15 protein-coding genes and 1 pseudogene are annotated in these 14,979 nt (G+C 64.6%); 12 read left to right on the top strand and 4 right to left on the bottom strand.

Annotated elements, in window-relative coordinates; genetic code table 11:
- Nucleotides 1-402 precede the first annotated feature (402 nt).
- From P0D73_RS44875 to pyrF, 11 genes are all read left to right on the top strand, one after another.
- Nucleotides 403-1,383 carry an IclR family transcriptional regulator gene (locus P0D73_RS44875; RefSeq protein WP_408183693.1) on the top strand — a complete coding sequence of 327 codons (981 nt, stop codon included), beginning with the start codon at nt 403-405 and terminating at the stop codon, nt 1,381-1,383.
- On the top strand, nt 1,380-2,432 hold the full coding sequence (locus P0D73_RS44870; RefSeq protein ID WP_408436125.1) for a 2-dehydro-3-deoxygalactonokinase: 1,053 nt from the start codon (nt 1,380-1,382) through the stop codon (nt 2,430-2,432). The genes P0D73_RS44875 and P0D73_RS44870 overlap by 4 nt, the downstream gene beginning before the upstream one ends.
- A gap of 36 nt (nt 2,433-2,468) precedes the next feature.
- The gene (locus P0D73_RS44865; RefSeq protein ID WP_408183411.1) at nt 2,469-3,149 is read left to right on the top strand and encodes a 2-dehydro-3-deoxy-6-phosphogalactonate aldolase; all 681 of its coding nucleotides are present in this window, start codon (nt 2,469-2,471) and stop codon (nt 3,147-3,149) included.
- Nucleotides 3,146-3,922 (top strand): SDR family oxidoreductase, encoded by a 777-nt coding sequence (locus P0D73_RS44860; protein WP_408294710.1) that lies wholly within the window; start codon nt 3,146-3,148, stop codon nt 3,920-3,922. Before P0D73_RS44865 ends, P0D73_RS44860 begins: the two co-directional genes overlap by 4 nt.
- Before the next feature lie 132 nt (nt 3,923-4,054).
- Nucleotides 4,055-5,053: an arabinose ABC transporter substrate-binding protein gene (locus P0D73_RS44855; RefSeq protein ID WP_132373029.1), complete on the top strand. Its 999-nt coding sequence runs from the start codon at nt 4,055-4,057 to the stop codon at nt 5,051-5,053.
- Between the two features lie 190 nt (nt 5,054-5,243).
- Nucleotides 5,244-6,794 (top strand): L-arabinose ABC transporter ATP-binding protein AraG, encoded by a 1,551-nt coding sequence (gene araG / locus P0D73_RS44850; protein ID WP_408183412.1) that lies wholly within the window; start codon nt 5,244-5,246, stop codon nt 6,792-6,794.
- A 54-nt stretch (nt 6,795-6,848) separates the two neighbouring features.
- Nucleotides 6,849-7,865 (top strand): L-arabinose ABC transporter permease AraH, encoded by a 1,017-nt coding sequence (gene araH / locus P0D73_RS44845; RefSeq protein WP_132373033.1) that lies wholly within the window; start codon nt 6,849-6,851, stop codon nt 7,863-7,865.
- A gap of 39 nt (nt 7,866-7,904) precedes the next feature.
- Nucleotides 7,905-8,705 (top strand): SDR family NAD(P)-dependent oxidoreductase, encoded by an 801-nt coding sequence (locus P0D73_RS44840; protein ID WP_132373035.1) that lies wholly within the window; start codon nt 7,905-7,907, stop codon nt 8,703-8,705.
- The gene (locus P0D73_RS44835) at nt 8,702-9,604 is read left to right on the top strand and encodes an SMP-30/gluconolactonase/LRE family protein (protein ID WP_408436122.1); all 903 of its coding nucleotides are present in this window, start codon (nt 8,702-8,704) and stop codon (nt 9,602-9,604) included. Before P0D73_RS44840 ends, P0D73_RS44835 begins: the two co-directional genes overlap by 4 nt.
- A gap of 226 nt (nt 9,605-9,830) precedes the next feature.
- Nucleotides 9,831-10,892, top strand: a complete 1,062-nt coding sequence (locus tag P0D73_RS44830; protein WP_408183415.1) for an aldose 1-epimerase — start codon at nt 9,831-9,833, stop codon at nt 10,890-10,892.
- 81 nt (nt 10,893-10,973) lie between these two features.
- Nucleotides 10,974-11,789: an orotidine-5'-phosphate decarboxylase gene (gene pyrF, locus P0D73_RS44825; RefSeq protein WP_408183416.1), complete on the top strand. Its 816-nt coding sequence runs from the start codon at nt 10,974-10,976 to the stop codon at nt 11,787-11,789.
- A gap of 156 nt (nt 11,790-11,945) precedes the next feature.
- Here the strand turns inward: pyrF and P0D73_RS44820 are convergent, their stop codons facing one another.
- The 4 genes from P0D73_RS44820 to thiL all read right to left on the bottom strand — a co-directional run bounded on the left by P0D73_RS44820 (nt 11,946) and on the right by thiL (nt 14,622).
- Nucleotides 11,946-12,461, bottom strand: coding sequence for a cupin domain-containing protein (locus P0D73_RS44820; RefSeq protein WP_408183417.1), 516 nt, complete (start codon nt 12,459-12,461; stop codon nt 11,946-11,948).
- Between the two features lie 23 nt (nt 12,462-12,484).
- A complete protein-coding gene (locus P0D73_RS44815) occupies nt 12,485-12,985 on the bottom strand; it encodes a CinA family protein (RefSeq protein WP_106285221.1) in 501 nt (166 codons plus the stop codon).
- A gap of 67 nt (nt 12,986-13,052) precedes the next feature.
- Nucleotides 13,053-13,634, bottom strand: a complete 582-nt coding sequence (locus tag P0D73_RS44810) for a phosphatidylglycerophosphatase A family protein (RefSeq protein ID WP_207915607.1) — start codon at nt 13,632-13,634, stop codon at nt 13,053-13,055.
- Nucleotides 13,624-14,622 carry a thiamine-phosphate kinase gene (gene thiL / locus P0D73_RS44805; RefSeq protein ID WP_408183418.1) on the bottom strand — a complete coding sequence of 333 codons (999 nt, stop codon included), beginning with the start codon at nt 14,620-14,622 and terminating at the stop codon, nt 13,624-13,626. The genes P0D73_RS44810 and thiL overlap by 11 nt, the downstream gene beginning before the upstream one ends.
- A 207-nt stretch (nt 14,623-14,829) precedes the next feature.
- On the opposite strand from thiL, the pseudogene P0D73_RS44800 reads away from it, so the two are divergent.
- Nucleotides 14,830-14,979 (top strand): annotated as a pseudogene (locus P0D73_RS44800) (malic enzyme); the annotation flags it as partial.

Here is a 14,979-nt window from a genome sequence, read left to right as displayed (position 1 = left end):
TTCTTTGCCTACTTTCTTTGCCGCGGCAAAGAAAGTAGGTGCCGCCCCGCACAGGGGCGACGCCAACAGACCGACATGAATTCAAGGAAAGGCCAACACCCTACAGAACACAACCAAAAAACCCTAACAACGCCAAATCCCATTATCTGAATCCAACACTCACATATTGGAGCTTTCTCAAAAACCGCCCTACAATCCAACCCAACACGCAAAGCGCCGCAGCGAAAGGCAAACAAAGCCAACCCTGCGCAGCGCCAAAAGCAACAGCAAAAAAACCGGAGACAAAACCAACCATGCCTAAAACGCAAAGGCAGCACCACGCCCGCGACACCGCGAGCAACCCAGGCCCAATCTCCGGCCCCGCGCTGTAAGCGCAAAAAAACCACCGAAAAGCGAATCGCCATGAACAAAGCGATGCCTACTCACGCCGCGAGCGAGTCCGACGCCGATCTGTCGCCATCAGCCGATCACGTGCCCAGCGCCATCCCGCGCCCGGCCACGGCCACGGCCACGAAACCGCCCCGACCCAGCATCCACCCAGCCCCGGTAGACGGAATCGCGCTGCCCAGCACGCTGCTCGACATCACCCCACAGCAAGCCGGCACGCAAACCCTCCTGCGCGGCCTGGCGATCCTCGAAGCGGCAGCAGCCGGCGTCCGCGACCTGCGCACCTTCGGCGCCGCGCTCGGCACGACCCGCAGCACCACGCATCGTCTGGTGAGCAGCCTCGTGCAAGCGCGCTACCTGCGCCAGGTGCAAGGCGGCTACCTGCTCGGCCCAAAGCTGATCGAACTCGGCACCATCGCACTCGAACAGATGCCGCTCACCGCGGTCGCACGCCAGCATCTGGAATCGCTCGCGGAACAGACGCTCGACACGATCCACCTCGGCGTGCGCGACGGCGACGACGTCCTGTACATCGACAAAATCCCCGGCACCCGTGGCCTCGAAATGCGCTCACGCGTCGGCCATCGCATGCCGCTGGCGTCGACGGGGATCGGCAAAGCCATGATGCTCGACCTCACGCCGGACGTCTGGCAATCGCTCTTCGACGCATCGCGCCGCGCGCTCGCCGGTGTCAGCTTCAAGCCCGATAACCGCCCTGACGCGCAGACCTTCATGCAGCGCATGACCAACTACGCCGCCGGCGGCTACACCTTCGACCTCGAAGAAAACGAAGCGTCGATCCGTTGCGTCGCGGCTCCGGTGCGCGACGCGTCGGGCGCGGTGGTGGCGGCGCTATCGGTGGCGAGCACGATCCCGTACATGTCGCTCGAACGCATGGACGAACTGATTCCGGTCGTGCAGCGCGAAGCGCGCGCGATCTCGGAAGAACTCGGCTGGCGCGCCCCGCAACCGGCAACCCGCAGGATCAAGCGATGAAGCGAGCGGGTTCTCCCACCCAGGCAGTCAGCCACGCCGCAGCAGTTGCGGTGGACGCCAGCCACGCGGATGCCGCGCTGATCGCGCTCGACTGGGGCACGACCTCGCTGCGCGCCTATCTGTACGACGCGTCCGGCAACGTGCTGGCGACGCGCGCATCGACGGCGGGCATCATGAATCTGCCGCGCAGCGCCGAGCAGGGCGGCTTCGACGCGGCCTTCGACGACGCCTGCGGCGCCTGGCTCGAACACGCGCCCGCCGCGCCGGTGATCGCGGCCGGCATGGTCGGCAGCGCGCAAGGCTGGCTGGAAGCGCCGTATGTGGACACGCCGGCGAGCGCCGATGCGCTGGTGGCCGGCATCGTCCGCGTCAAGGCGGCGTGCGGCGTGACGCTGCATATCGTGCCGGGCGTCCTGCAACGCGGCGAACTGCCCAACGTGATGCGCGGCGAAGAAACGCAAATCTTCGGCGCACTCGGCGAGGAAACGAACACCGCCGACAGCGGCAAGCGTGCCCTGATCGGCCTGCCCGGCACGCACGCGAAATGGGCGGTGGTGCAGGCGGACCGCATCGAACGTTTTCACACTTTCATGACCGGCGAAGTGTTCGCGGCATTGCGCGAACACACGATTCTCGGCCGCACGATGCTCACGCCGGATCTTCCGGACACCGGGGCGTTCCTGCATGGCGTGAACATCGCCCGGGAAAAAGGCCAGGCGGGTGTGCTCGCGACCGTATTCAGTTCGCGCACGCTCGGCCTCACCGGACAACTTTCGCGCGAACAACAACCCGACTATCTGTCGGGATTGCTGATTGGACATGAACTGGCTGGCCTCAATGCCGTGCTCGCGCAACAACAAAGCGCGCTTGCCGGGCAGAGCCTGCGCCTGATCGGCAACGAAGCGCTGTGCGAGCGCTATCGGCTCGCGCTGGCGCAATTCGGCTGTACCCAGGCGGAACTGGTCAAGCATGCTACCGAGCGCGGCCTGTGGCGCGTCGCGTCGCAGGCGGGGCTCGTCCAACCGGCCGCCAAGACGGCGCGCGCCTGACCGGCAGCGCCGCCGCCCACGAAACAAGGAACCGACATGCAACCTCACATCAATCTGCCCGCTCCGTACATGCCGCACGCGGGTTTGATCGCGGCGTTCGAGGCGTGTCCGCTGATCGCGATCATGCGCGGCGTGACGCCCGCCGATGCCGCCGAGCACGGTCAGGCGCTGTATGAAGCCGGCTTCCGGATCGTCGAAGTGCCGCTGAATTCGCCGCAACCGTTCGACAGCATCGCCGCGATCCGCAAGGTGTTGCCGGCCGACGCGATCGTCGGCGCGGGCACGGTGCTGCATCCGAGTTTCGTCAACGACGTGAAGTCGGCGGGCGGCGAACTGATCGTCATGCCGCATAGCGATCCGGAAGTGGTCAGTGCCGCGAAGGCGCAAGGCATGGCCTGCGCGCCGGGCGTCGCGACACCCAACGAAGCGTTCATCGCGCTGAAGAACGGCGCGGACGTGCTGAAGATGTTCCCCGCCGAACAGCTCGGCTGCCAGGTCGTGAAAGCATGGCGCGCGGTGATCGCGGCGGAAGTGCCGCTGGTGCCGGTCGGCGGCATCACGCCTGACAACATGGGCCCGTTCCTCAGCGCGGGCGCGAACGGCTTCGGTCTTGGCTCGGCGCTGTACAAGCCGGGTCAGAGCGCGGCCGTGACGGCATCGCACGCGAAGGCGTTCATCAACGGTTTGCGCATCGCCCGTGCGGGTGCGAAGAAATGAAACGGCTCGCCGGTAAAGTCGCTCTCGTCACCGGCGCCGGTCGCGGCATCGGCGCGGCGATCGCGCATGCGTTCGCACGCGAGGGCGCGGCGGTCGTGCTGGCCGAACTGGATATCGACACCGCGCAGCAGACGGCCGAGCATATCAAGGTGCAGACCGGCGCGCGCGTGCTCGCGGTGCATACGGACGTGACGCAATCCGCGTCGGTTCAGCACGCGGTGAGCGAAGCCGAACGCGCATTCGGCGCGCTCGACGTGCTGGTGAACAACGCCGGCATCAACGTGTTCTGCGACCCGCTCACCATGACCGACGAAGACTGGCGCCGCTGCTTCGCGGTCGATCTCGACGGCGTGTGGAACGGTTGCCGCGCGGCGTTGCCGGGCATGGTCGAACGCGGCGCGGGCAGCATCGTGAATATCGCCTCGACGCATTCGTTCAAGATCATTCCGGGCTGCTTTCCGTACCCCGTGGCGAAGCACGGTGTGATCGGCCTGACGCGCGCGCTCGGCATCGAATACGCGCCGCGCAATGTGCGGGTCAACGCGATCGCGCCGGGTTACATCGAAACGCAATTGACGCATGACTGGTGGAACGAGCAGGCCGATCCGGCCGCCGCGCAGCAGGCGACGCTGGCTCTGCAGCCGATGAAACGCATTGGCCGCCCGGAAGAAGTGGCGATGACCGCGGTGTTTCTCGCCTCGGACGAAGCGCCGTTCATCAACGCCACCTGCATCACCGTGGATGGTGGCCGCTCGGCGCTGTATCACGACTGATTTTTGCAGGACCCGAATTGCGCAGGGGCGCATGGAGTACACCGGACGACGCGCTGGCCGCGTGTGTCACAACCGGTACAAGAAGACGCGGCCGATACCTTCTCGTTATCAATTAGTCAGGAGACACGCATCATGAAACGTAGAATTTTCCTCACGCTGGCAGCAGCGGCGACGGGTGTGCTCTTCAACGCACCGGTTGCGCAAGCTGCCGACCCGGTGAAGATCGGCTTCCTCGTGAAGCAGCCGGAAGAACCGTGGTTCCAGGACGAGTGGAAGTTCGCCGAAATCGCCGCCAAGGAAAAGGGCTTCACCCTGGTGAAGATCGGCGCGCCGTCGGGCGAGAAGGTGATGAGCGCAATCGACAACCTGTCGGCGCAAAAGGCGCAAGGCTTCGTGATCTGCACGCCTGACGTCAAGCTCGGACCGGGCATCGTCGCGAAGGCGAAGGCCGACGGCCTGAAGATGATGACGGTGGACGATCGTCTGGTCGACGGCTCGGGCAAGCCGATCGCATCGGTGCCGCATATGGGCATCTCGGCGTACAACATCGGCAAGCAGGTCGGCGACGGTCTGGCCGCGGAAATCAAGAAACGCGGCTGGGACATGAAGGACGTGGGCGCGATCGACGTGACCTACGAACAACTGCCGACCGCGCATGACCGCACCAGCGGCGCAACCGACGCACTGATCGCCGCCGGCTTCCCGAAGGCGAACATCATCGCCGCGCCGCAAGCGAAGACCGACACGGAAAACGCGTTCAACGCCGCCAACATCGCGCTGACGAAGAATCCGAACTTCAAGCACTGGGTCGCTTACGGCCTGAACGACGAAGCCGTGCTCGGCGCCGTGCGTGCAGCGGAAGGCCGCGGCTTCAAGGCGGACAACATGATCGGTATCGGCATCGGCGGATCGGACTCGGCACTCAACGAGTTCAAGAAGCCGTCGCCGACGGGCTTCTACGGCACGGTCATCATCAGCCCGAAGCGCCATGGCGAAGAAACCTCGACGCTGATGTACGACTGGATCACGCAAGGCAAGGCACCGCCGGCGCTGACCCTGACGACCGGCATGCTGGCCACGCGTGACAACGTCGCCGATGTGCGCCAGAAGATGGGCCTCGCGGCAAATTGAGCGGTTTGATTCAGCAAGTGGTGACATGAAGTGAACTGCCGGCGCGTGTTTCTCTTTCGCGAAAGAGGGCACGCGCCGGCAGCAGCAATACAAGATGAGTAGTTGAGACATGCTCTGCTTTGCACCTGCCCATGACGTAATCACGCAGGCGCCACAAAGCAAAGGTTCACACGAAGCATTAGGAGGCGAAGTGTCAGCGACGCTACGTTTTGACAATATCGGCAAAGTCTTTCCAGGCGTGCGCGCGCTCGACGGTGTGTCCTTCGACGTCAACGTCGGCCAGGTGCACGGCCTGATGGGCGAAAACGGCGCAGGGAAATCGACCCTGCTGAAGATTCTCGGCGGTGAATATCAGCCCGACTCGGGCCGTGTGATGATCGACGGCAACGAGGTGCGCTTCTCCAGCGCGGCGTCGTCGATCGCGGCGGGCATCGCGGTGATTCACCAGGAACTGCAATACGTGCCCGATCTGACGGTCGCGGAAAACCTGCTGCTCGGCCAGTTGCCGAACTCGCTCGGCTGGGTCAACAAGCGCGAAGCCAAACGCTTCGTCCGCGAACGCCTCGAAGCGATGGGCGTGGCGCTCGACCCGAACGCGAAGCTGCGCAAGCTCTCGATCGCGCAGCGCCAGATGGTGGAAATCTGCAAGGCGCTGCTGCGTAACGCGCGCGTGATCGCATTGGATGAACCGACCAGCTCGCTGTCGCATCGTGAGACCGAGGTGCTGTTCAAGCTGGTGCGCGATCTGCGTGCCGACAACCGCGCGATGATCTACATCTCGCACCGCATGGACGAGATCTACGAGTTGTGCGACGCCTGCACGATCTTCCGCGACGGCCGCAAGATCGCCTCGCATCCGACGCTCGAAGGCGTGTCGCGCGACACCATCGTCAGCGAGATGGTGGGGCGGGAAATTTCGGACATCTATAACTACTCGGCGCGGCCGCTCGGCGAAGTGCGCTTCGCGGCGAAAGCGATCGAAGGCCACGCGCTCGCGCAACCGGCCAGCTTCGAAGTGCGCCGCGGTGAGATCGTCGGCTTTTTCGGTCTGGTGGGCGCGGGCCGTAGCGAACTGATGCATCTGGTGTACGGCGCCGATCACAAGAAGGGCGGCGAGTTGATGCTCGACGGCAAGCCGATCAAGGTGCGCAGCGCGGGTGAAGCGATCAGGCACGGCATCGTGCTCTGCCCGGAAGACCGCAAGGAAGAGGGCATCGTCGCGATGGCGACGGTGTCGGAGAACATCAATATTAGTTGCCGCCGTCACTACCTGCGCGCGGGGATGTTCCTCGATCGCAAGAAGGAAGCGGAAACCGCGGACCGTTTCATCAAGCTGCTCAAGATCAAGACGCCGAGCCGCCGCCAGAAGATTCGTTTCCTGTCGGGCGGCAATCAGCAGAAGGCGATTCTGTCGCGCTGGTTGGCTGAGCCCGATCTGAAAGTGGTGATTCTCGACGAGCCGACTCGCGGTATCGACGTCGGCGCGAAGCATGAAATCTACAACGTGATCTATCAGCTTGCCGAACGCGGCTGCGCGATCGTGATGATTTCGTCGGAACTGCCGGAAGTGCTCGGCGTGTCCGACCGGATCGTCGTGATGCGTCAGGGCCGGATTTCCGGCGAGCTGGCGCGCCAGGATGCAACGGAACAATCGGTCTTGAGCCTCGCCTTGCCGCAAAGCTCGACCGCGTTACCTGGAACCGGCACCGGAACCGCATCGGCTGCCCAACAGGCAGCCTGAACATCATTCGGACGAAAGTCCGGCAACCCGTGGGGAACGGGAGGAGTCTTCAACATGCAAGCCAGAGAAAACCTCGCGCAACAGGCCGCCAAGAGCGCCGCCGAAGCGCTGATTCCGCAGTCCAACGACAAGGCGAAATGGTGGCAACAGATCACCGAGTACAGCCTGATCGTGATCTTCATCGTGATGTTCGTCACGATGTCGCTGACCGTCGATCACTTCTTCTCGATCGAGAACATGCTCGGCCTCGCGCTGTCGATCTCGCAGATCGGCATGGTCTCGTGCACGATGATGTTCTGTCTCGCCTCGCGCGACTTCGACTTGTCGGTGGGTTCGACCGTCGCGTTCGCCGGCGTCTTGTGCGCGATGGTGCTCAACGCCACCGGTAACACCTTCATCGCGATCATCGCGGCGGTGGCGGCGGGCGGCGTGATCGGCTTCGTCAACGGCGCGGTGATCGCGTATCTGCGCATCAACGCGCTGATCACGACGCTCGCCACGATGGAAATCGTTCGCGGCCTCGGCTTTATCGTCTCGCACGGTCAGGCGGTGGGCGTGTCGTCGGATACGTTTATCGCGCTCGGCGGTTTGAGCTTTTTCGGCGTGTCGCTGCCGATCTGGGTCACGCTGCTGTGCTTCATCGTGTTCGGCGTGATGCTCAACCAGACCGTGTACGGCCGCAATACGCTCGCGATCGGCGGCAATCCGGAAGCGTCGCGTCTGGCCGGTATCAATGTGGAACGCACGCGCGTCTACATCTTCCTGATTCAGGGCGCGGTGACCGCGCTGGCCGGTGTGATTCTGGCCTCGCGTATCACGTCGGGTCAGCCGAATGCCGCGGAGGGCTTCGAGCTGAACGTGATCTCGGCGTGCGTGTTGGGCGGCGTCTCGCTGCTCGGCGGCCGCGCGACGATTTCCGGCGTCGTGATCGGCGTGCTGATCATGGGCACGGTCGAGAACGTGATGAACCTGATGAACATCGACGCGTTCTATCAGTACCTCGTGCGTGGCGCGATCCTGCTCGCCGCCGTGCTGCTCGACCAGTTGAAGAACCGCGGATCGCGCGATTAAACCCGCGACTCACTCACTTGCTCTAAAAGGAATCGAACGATGTCGTCTCCGGCCAATGCAAACGTCCGTCTCGCGGATAACGTCTTTGCGCGCTATCCGAGCCTCGTCGACCGCACGGTGTTGATCACGGGTGGCGCGACCGGCATCGGCGCATCGTTCGTCGAGCACTTCGCGGCGCAAGGCGCTCGCGTCGCGTTCTTCGACATCGACGTGAGCGCCGGCGAAGCGCTCGCCGACGAGCTCGGCGATTCGAAGCACAAACCGCTGTTCCTGCCGTGCGATCTGACCGACATCGACGCGCTGCAAAAAGCGATCGCCGACGTGAAGACCGCGCTCGGCCCGATCCAGGTGCTGGTGAACAACGCCGCGAACGACAAGCGCCACACGATCGGCGAAGTCACGCGCGAGTCGTTCGACGCGGGCATCGCGGTGAACATTCGGCACCAGTTCTTTGCTGCGCAAGCGGTGATGGAGGACATGAAAGCCGCCAACAGCGGCTCGATCATCAACCTCGGTTCGATCAGCTGGATGCTGAAGAACGGCGGCTATCCGGTCTATGTGATGTCGAAATCCGCGGTGCAGGGTTTGACGCGCGGTCTTGCACGCGACCTCGGCCACTTCAATATCCGCGTCAATACGCTGGCGCCGGGGTGGGTGATGACCGAGAAGCAGAAGCGCTTGTGGCTCGACGACGCGGGCCGTCGTTCGATCAAGGAAGGGCAGTGCATCGACGCCGAGCTGGAACCGGCCGACCTCGCGCGCATGGCGCTCTTCCTCGCCGCCGACGACAGCCGGATGATCACCGCGCAGGACATCATCGTCGACGGAGGCTGGGCGTGAGTGCGAGCGGTTCATCCGGCACGGCCGCGCTGCTGCTCGATACGAAATGCACGCTCGGCGAAGGCGCGACATGGTGCACGCAAAGCGGCCGTTTCTACTGGACGGATATCGAAGGCGCGCGCCTGTGGCGCTATGACCCGAGGGACGGTAGCACCATGTCCTGGCGTATGCCCGAGCGCCTCGCCACGTTCGCGCTGTGCGCGGATCCGCGTTACCTGCTGCTCGGCCTGGCCACGCATCTCGCCTTTTTCGAGCTGGCCACCGGTGAGACGCGGCGCATCATCGACGTCGAACCCGGCTTGAATACGCGCGTAAACGACGGCCGCTGCGACCGTCAGGGGCGCTTCGTGTTCGGCACCAAAGATGAAGGCGCGCCGCTGCAGGCAATCGGCGGCTTCTACCGGCTCGATCACGATCTTTCGCTCGAGCGTTTGCCGTTGCCCGCGCCCGCGATCTCGAACAGCATTGCGTTCAGTCCCGACGGCACGACGATGTACTACTGCGATTCGCCCACACGCGAAATCCGCGCGTGCGACTACCGCGCTGAAGGCGGCATCGCCAACGACCGCCTGTTCATCCAACTCACCGACGCCACCGGCGAACCCGACGGCTCGACCGTCGACCGCGACGGCGGCCTGTGGAACGCGCAATGGGGCGGCCGGCGAGTGGTGCGCTACGGCCCGGACGGCGTGGAAACGGAGCGTGTCGACGTGCCGACCGCGCAGCCCAGTTGCGTCGCGCTGGGCGGCGCGCAACTCGGCACGCTGTATATCACGAGCGCACGCTGTGACCTCGATGCAGCGGCGCTTGCGGACGATACGCACGCCGGCGGCGTGTTCGTCGCCACGCCCGGACGGCAAGGTTTGCCGGAGCCGGTGTTCCAAGGCGCGCCAGCTTAGCGCAGAATGACGCTGCCTCGCTCTCGAGGCAGCAATGAAGTAATGAAACGGTAAAGCGCGGTCGGGCAGTGAACCTGAAAGTGAATCGCAAGTTGATGGTGCAATCCCAGTGGCAGCAAATCGGCAGCATGCAGTTCGGACCCAGAGGCGACCAGTTTAAGAAAATCGCCCAACAGCATCCGTCAGCAATGACGGCAACGTCCCAAGCCTCTCGATGGAGCCAGATATGACTGTTGCGAATCTTGTTTCTTCCTCCCCTCAGACCTCACAGAGTCGACGCTCGCGACTCGCCGCGGCGGCCAATCCGGTGTTGCCGGGTCCCAGCACGTCGGCGGTTGCCGTCGGCGAAGCCAGCGCCGGCGATGTCGCGTGCATCACGCTCGCCAACGCGCATTTGCGTCTCGACGTCGCGCCGACGCTCGGCGGCGGCGTCACCCGTTTCGACTGGCGCAACGACGGCGCGCTCACGCCGATCTTCCGCCGCTGCCGCCACGTCGGCGCCGATACGCAACCGAACCAGTTGTCCTGTTATCCGCTGCTGCCGTATTCAAATCGCATCGGCGGCGGGGAATTCAATGTGGCGGGCCGGCGCGTCGAGGTGCCACGCAATCGCGCCGACGAACCCTTGCCGATTCACGGCGACGGTTGGCAATCGGCCTGGCAGGTCGCGGAGTCGGATCGCGAAAACGTCCGCCTCACGCTCGATCGCCGCGACGGCAAGCCGTACACGTACCGCGCGACGCAAACCTATACGCTGGACGGCCCGACGCTGGTCGTCGCGCTCGAAATCGAAAATACCGGGCGCGAGGCGCTGCCTTTCGGGCTGGGCGTGCATCCCTTCTTCGTGCGCGACGCGGACACCGAGTTGTCCGCCGCGGCCGGCGGCCTGTGGCTCTCCGGCGACGACTGGTTGCCGGTGCGGCATGTGCAGGCGCCGCCCGCCTGGCAATTCGGCGTGGCGTATCCGCTGCCGGAAACCATCGTCAATCACGCCTTTACCGGCTGGAGTGGGCAAGCGGCGGTAGTGTGGCCGAAGCGCCGCCTGTCGCTGAACATTGCCGCCGATACCGACTACTACGTGCTGTACACGCCGCCCGGCGAAGACTTTTTCTGCTTCGAACCGGTGGATCATCCGATCAACGCGATGAACCTGGCCGGCGGCGCGAGTGAAAACGGCATGACCTTGCTAGGACGCGGCGAGCGACTGACGCGCACGTTCCGATTCACCGTCGAACGCACGGGTTTGCGCTCAATGCCGGGCGCGCGCGGCTCGAAGCGGCGGCAGTAGCGGGCGAAGGTGGCGCGGCCCGCCGCGCAGGACGGGTAAAATACGCGCCTCTTTCGTTCCCAGCCCGCCGCGAGACCCACCATGTCCAATTTCATCCAGACACTCAACGACGCCTGGCAGCGCACCAACTCGCTGCTGTGCGTCGGCCTCGATCCCGAGCCGAGCAAATTCCCGGGCGCGCTCGCAGGCCGTCCTGAGGCGATCTTCGACTTCTGCCGCACGATCGTCGACGCAACCGCGCCGTATGCGTCGTCTTTCAAACCGCAGATTGCCTACTTCGCGGCGCATCGCGCGGAAAACCAGCTTGAGCAGCTGATCGCCCACATTCATGCGAACCATCCGGGCCTACCGGTGATTCTGGACGCGAAGCGCGGCGACATCGGCAGCACCGCCGAGCAATATGCGCGCGAGGCGTTCGAGCGTTATCAGGCGGACGCCGTGACGGTGAATCCCTATATGGGTTTCGACTCGATCCAGCCGTATCTGGAGCACGCAGGCAAAGGCGTGATCGTGCTGTGCCGCACGTCGAACCCGGGCGGCTCCGACCTGCAATTCCTGGAGACGGGCGGCCGTCCGCTGTATCAGGTCGTTGCGCAATTGGCGGCGGAGAAATGGAATGCGAGCGGCCAGCTGAGTCTGGTGGTCGGCGCGACTTTCCCGAAAGAGATTGAAGTGGTGCGGGGGATCGTCGGCGATATGCCGCTGCTGATTCCGGGCATCGGCGCGCAAGGCGGCGACGTGGAAGCGACGGTCAACGCCGGCCGCACCGCGAACGGCACGGGCATGCTGATCAACTCGTCGCGGGCGATTATCTACGCGGGCAAGGGCGACGATTTCGCCGAAGCCGCGGCGAAGGCCGCGATGGAAACGCGGGACCGGATCAACGCGTTCCGATAATCGCAGGCTGTCGTTGTTCGGGCGCGCGTGGAGTTCAGTTTGGCCTCAGCCGGTCGATCAACGCGGCATGCCGCGCTTTCAACGCGTCGATATCCGCGATATCGGCATAAAAGCGCGGGCAACCTTCATTGAAGGCAGGCTATGAACGCTTGGGATTCAGGTTGGGCCCAGCCGCTCGATCAACGCCGCATGCCGCGGATGCCGCGCTTTCAACGTGCCGACATCCGCCAGTTCGAATTCGCTGAATTCAAAACCCGGCGCCACCGTGCAACCCACCAGCGCGAAGGTCGCCGGATCGGCGCATTCCGCCGCGAACCACAGACCTGCCGGCACCACGGCCTGAAACACGGCATCCGCGTGCGTCAGCGCGTCGCCGAGCTTATGTGTCACCAATGCGCCCGTCTCGTCGAGCACATGGACGTTCAACGGTTCGCCCGCATAGAAATGCCAAACCTCGTCGGACTTGATCCGGTGCCACGCCGAATGCGCGCCGTCGCAGAGCAGGTAATAGATCGCCGTGGACGCAGAGCGCGTTTCCGCTGCGCTGTGGTCGCTGTCGCGGATCACGCGCTCCGCCGAGCGGTACGTCTCGCTGAAAAATCCGCCTTCGGGATGCGGTTTAAGATCGAGGCGGCGGATCAGTTCGTCTTTGACTGCGTGCGAATCAGGCATCGGCTCTCCGCTTCGAACAAAGGTTAGTGCTCGCGTTCGTCGAGCAAGGCGAGGACGCCGCGCAATGCATGTGCGGCAGCCTGCACGCGGATCTTCTCGCGGTCGCCTTTGAAGATCTTCGTTTCCACCGACGTATGCAGCCGGTTGCTCCAGCCAAACGAGACCATGCCGACCGGTTTGGTTTCGGTGCCGCCGCCCGGTCCGGCGACGCCGGTAATCGACAGCGAGACCTGCGCGCGGCTATTGCGCAGCGCGCCCTCGGCCATGGCGCGTGCCACTTGCTCGCTGACCGCGCCGTGCTTGTCGATCAGCTCGGCGGGCACGCCGATCATCTCGCTCTTCGCCTGATTCGAATACGTGACGAAGCCGCGCTCGAACCAGCCGCTGCTGCCGGAAATGTCGGTGATCGCGGTCGCTACCATGCCGCCCGTGCAGGACTCGGCCGTGACGAGCATGAGGCGCTCGTCGCGCAGACGGTTGCTCACGCGAATGGCGAGCTGGTGAACGACGGAATCGGTAGGCATGGCGTCAATCCGGAAAAACGGGGGCTGGCGGTGAATGCCCGGCGGCGCGGCGGCCGCCGGGCAGCAGTCAAACGGACATGCGCCAGAGTGCAATCACGAGCAGCGTGAAAAACGCGGCGACCAGGTCATCGAACATGATGCCAAAGCCACCTTTCAGACGACGATCGAAATAGCCGATGGGTGGCGGCTTCACCATGTCGAAGAAGCGGAACACGAGGAACGCCCACAACTGCCCGGTCAGCGTGACCGGCGTGACCATTAGCAGCACCAGCCAGAACGCGATGATTTCGTCCCACACGACCGGCGAAGGATCGTCGATGCCGAGCTTCTTCGCGGTGAATCCGCAAATCGCAATGCCGCCGAAGAAGCCGGCGACGATCAGCAGGCCCCACTCGATTACGGTCAGATAACGGCTCAGAACGGCGAACGACGCCCACGCGAACAGGGTGCCGATCGTGCCCGGCGCGACCGGCGACAGGCCACTGCCGAACCCCAGCGACAGAATGTGCAGCGGATGCGACAGCATGAAGCGCGCGGTGGCGCGGCGCGGCTGACGGCCGGGCGGGCGCGGATCGGGCGCGCGCGGCGCCTGCGGCGGCTCGACGCTGATGAGTTTGTCGGCCGGGCCGAGCGGGGGATCAGTCTGCATGAAAGTGGTCGAAGCCTTGCAACGTCAGAGTAAGCGGCGCGCCGGCGGCATCGCGCCAGCCGATCGCCGGGCGGTCGGCCGCCGATTCGAGAGCGCTTATTGTACCGATGCGGGTGAGCTGAATGCCCACCTCGTGGCCGGCCTTTTCGACTGCGGCACGCGCCGCGGGCGGCGCGGTGAAGCACAGCTCGTAGTCGTCGCCGCCGGCGAGCGTGCAGCGTCGCTGGACCTCCGGCGCGAGGCGGCGCAGCGCGGCGGACCGGGGCACGGCGTCGACGTCGACCGTGGCTCGCAAGTTCGAGCGTTCCAGAATGTGCAGCAGATCGCCCGCGAGACCGTCCGAGAGGTCGAGCGCCGCGTGGGCGACGCCGCGCAGCGCGAGCCCGAGCGCGACGCGCGGCTCCGGGCGGTCGAGGGCGCGACTAAACGTCGCAGTGTCGCTGGCATCGGCAGACCATTCGCCGCGCCGCACGCCGAGGCCGGCGCGCGCGTCGCCGAGCGTGCCGGAAATCCAGATGTCATCGCCCGGTTGCGCGGCGTCGCGGCGCAGCGCCGCGCGCGGCGGCACGCTGCCGAATACCGTGATGCACAGATTCAGCGGACCGCCGGTCGTATCGCCGCCGATCAGCTCGCAGCCGTAGCGTTCGGCCAGCGCGAAAAGCCCTTCGCTGAACGCGGCAAGCCAGGCTTCTTCGGCCTTCGGCAAGGAGAACGCCAGCGTGAACGCCTGCGGTTGCGCACCCATCGCGGCGAGGTCCGACAAGTTCACGGCGAGGGCTTTGTGACCCAGCGCCTCGGGATCGACATCGGCGAAAAAGTGGCGGCCTTCCACCAGCATGTCCGTCGATATCGCCAGCATTTCGCCCGCGCGCGGGGCGAGTAGCGCGCAGTCGTCGCCGATGCCGAGCGTGCCGCTCGCGGCGTCGGCGGGCCGGGCAGCGGCGCGGCGGGCAAAGAAACGATCGATCAGCGAAAACTCGGAGAGCATGGTGGCGAAGGGTGAACGATTAATTGTTGCGAATTGCGGCTAACGGCGCGCATTGTATGGAGTGGTCATCGGGTAAACATTCGATCGCCCGGCAACTCCGATTCGGGTCGCGTTGCGGCCACAGCATGCCACGCCAGCCTTTCGCTATGTTTCTGTCGCGGCAGTTGTACCCGTATTGAAGGAATTGGGCCGCCAATTGGGGCTACAATGCCGTCGAACGTCTATTCTAATCCGCCCTTCGAAGCCCGCCTTATGTCGACTCCCGTCAATAGCAAACTCCGCGAAGCCGCCCTCGATTACCACGAGTTCCCCACCCCGGGGAAGATCGCGATCGCCCCGACCAAGCAGATGATCAAT

The organism is Paraburkholderia sp. RL18-101-BIB-B, assembly GCF_046026985.1.
GTDB lineage: Bacteria > Pseudomonadota > Gammaproteobacteria > Burkholderiales > Burkholderiaceae > Paraburkholderia.
Note: the sequence above shows the minus strand (reverse complement) of the source record. Positions and strands in the feature narration are given on the sequence as shown.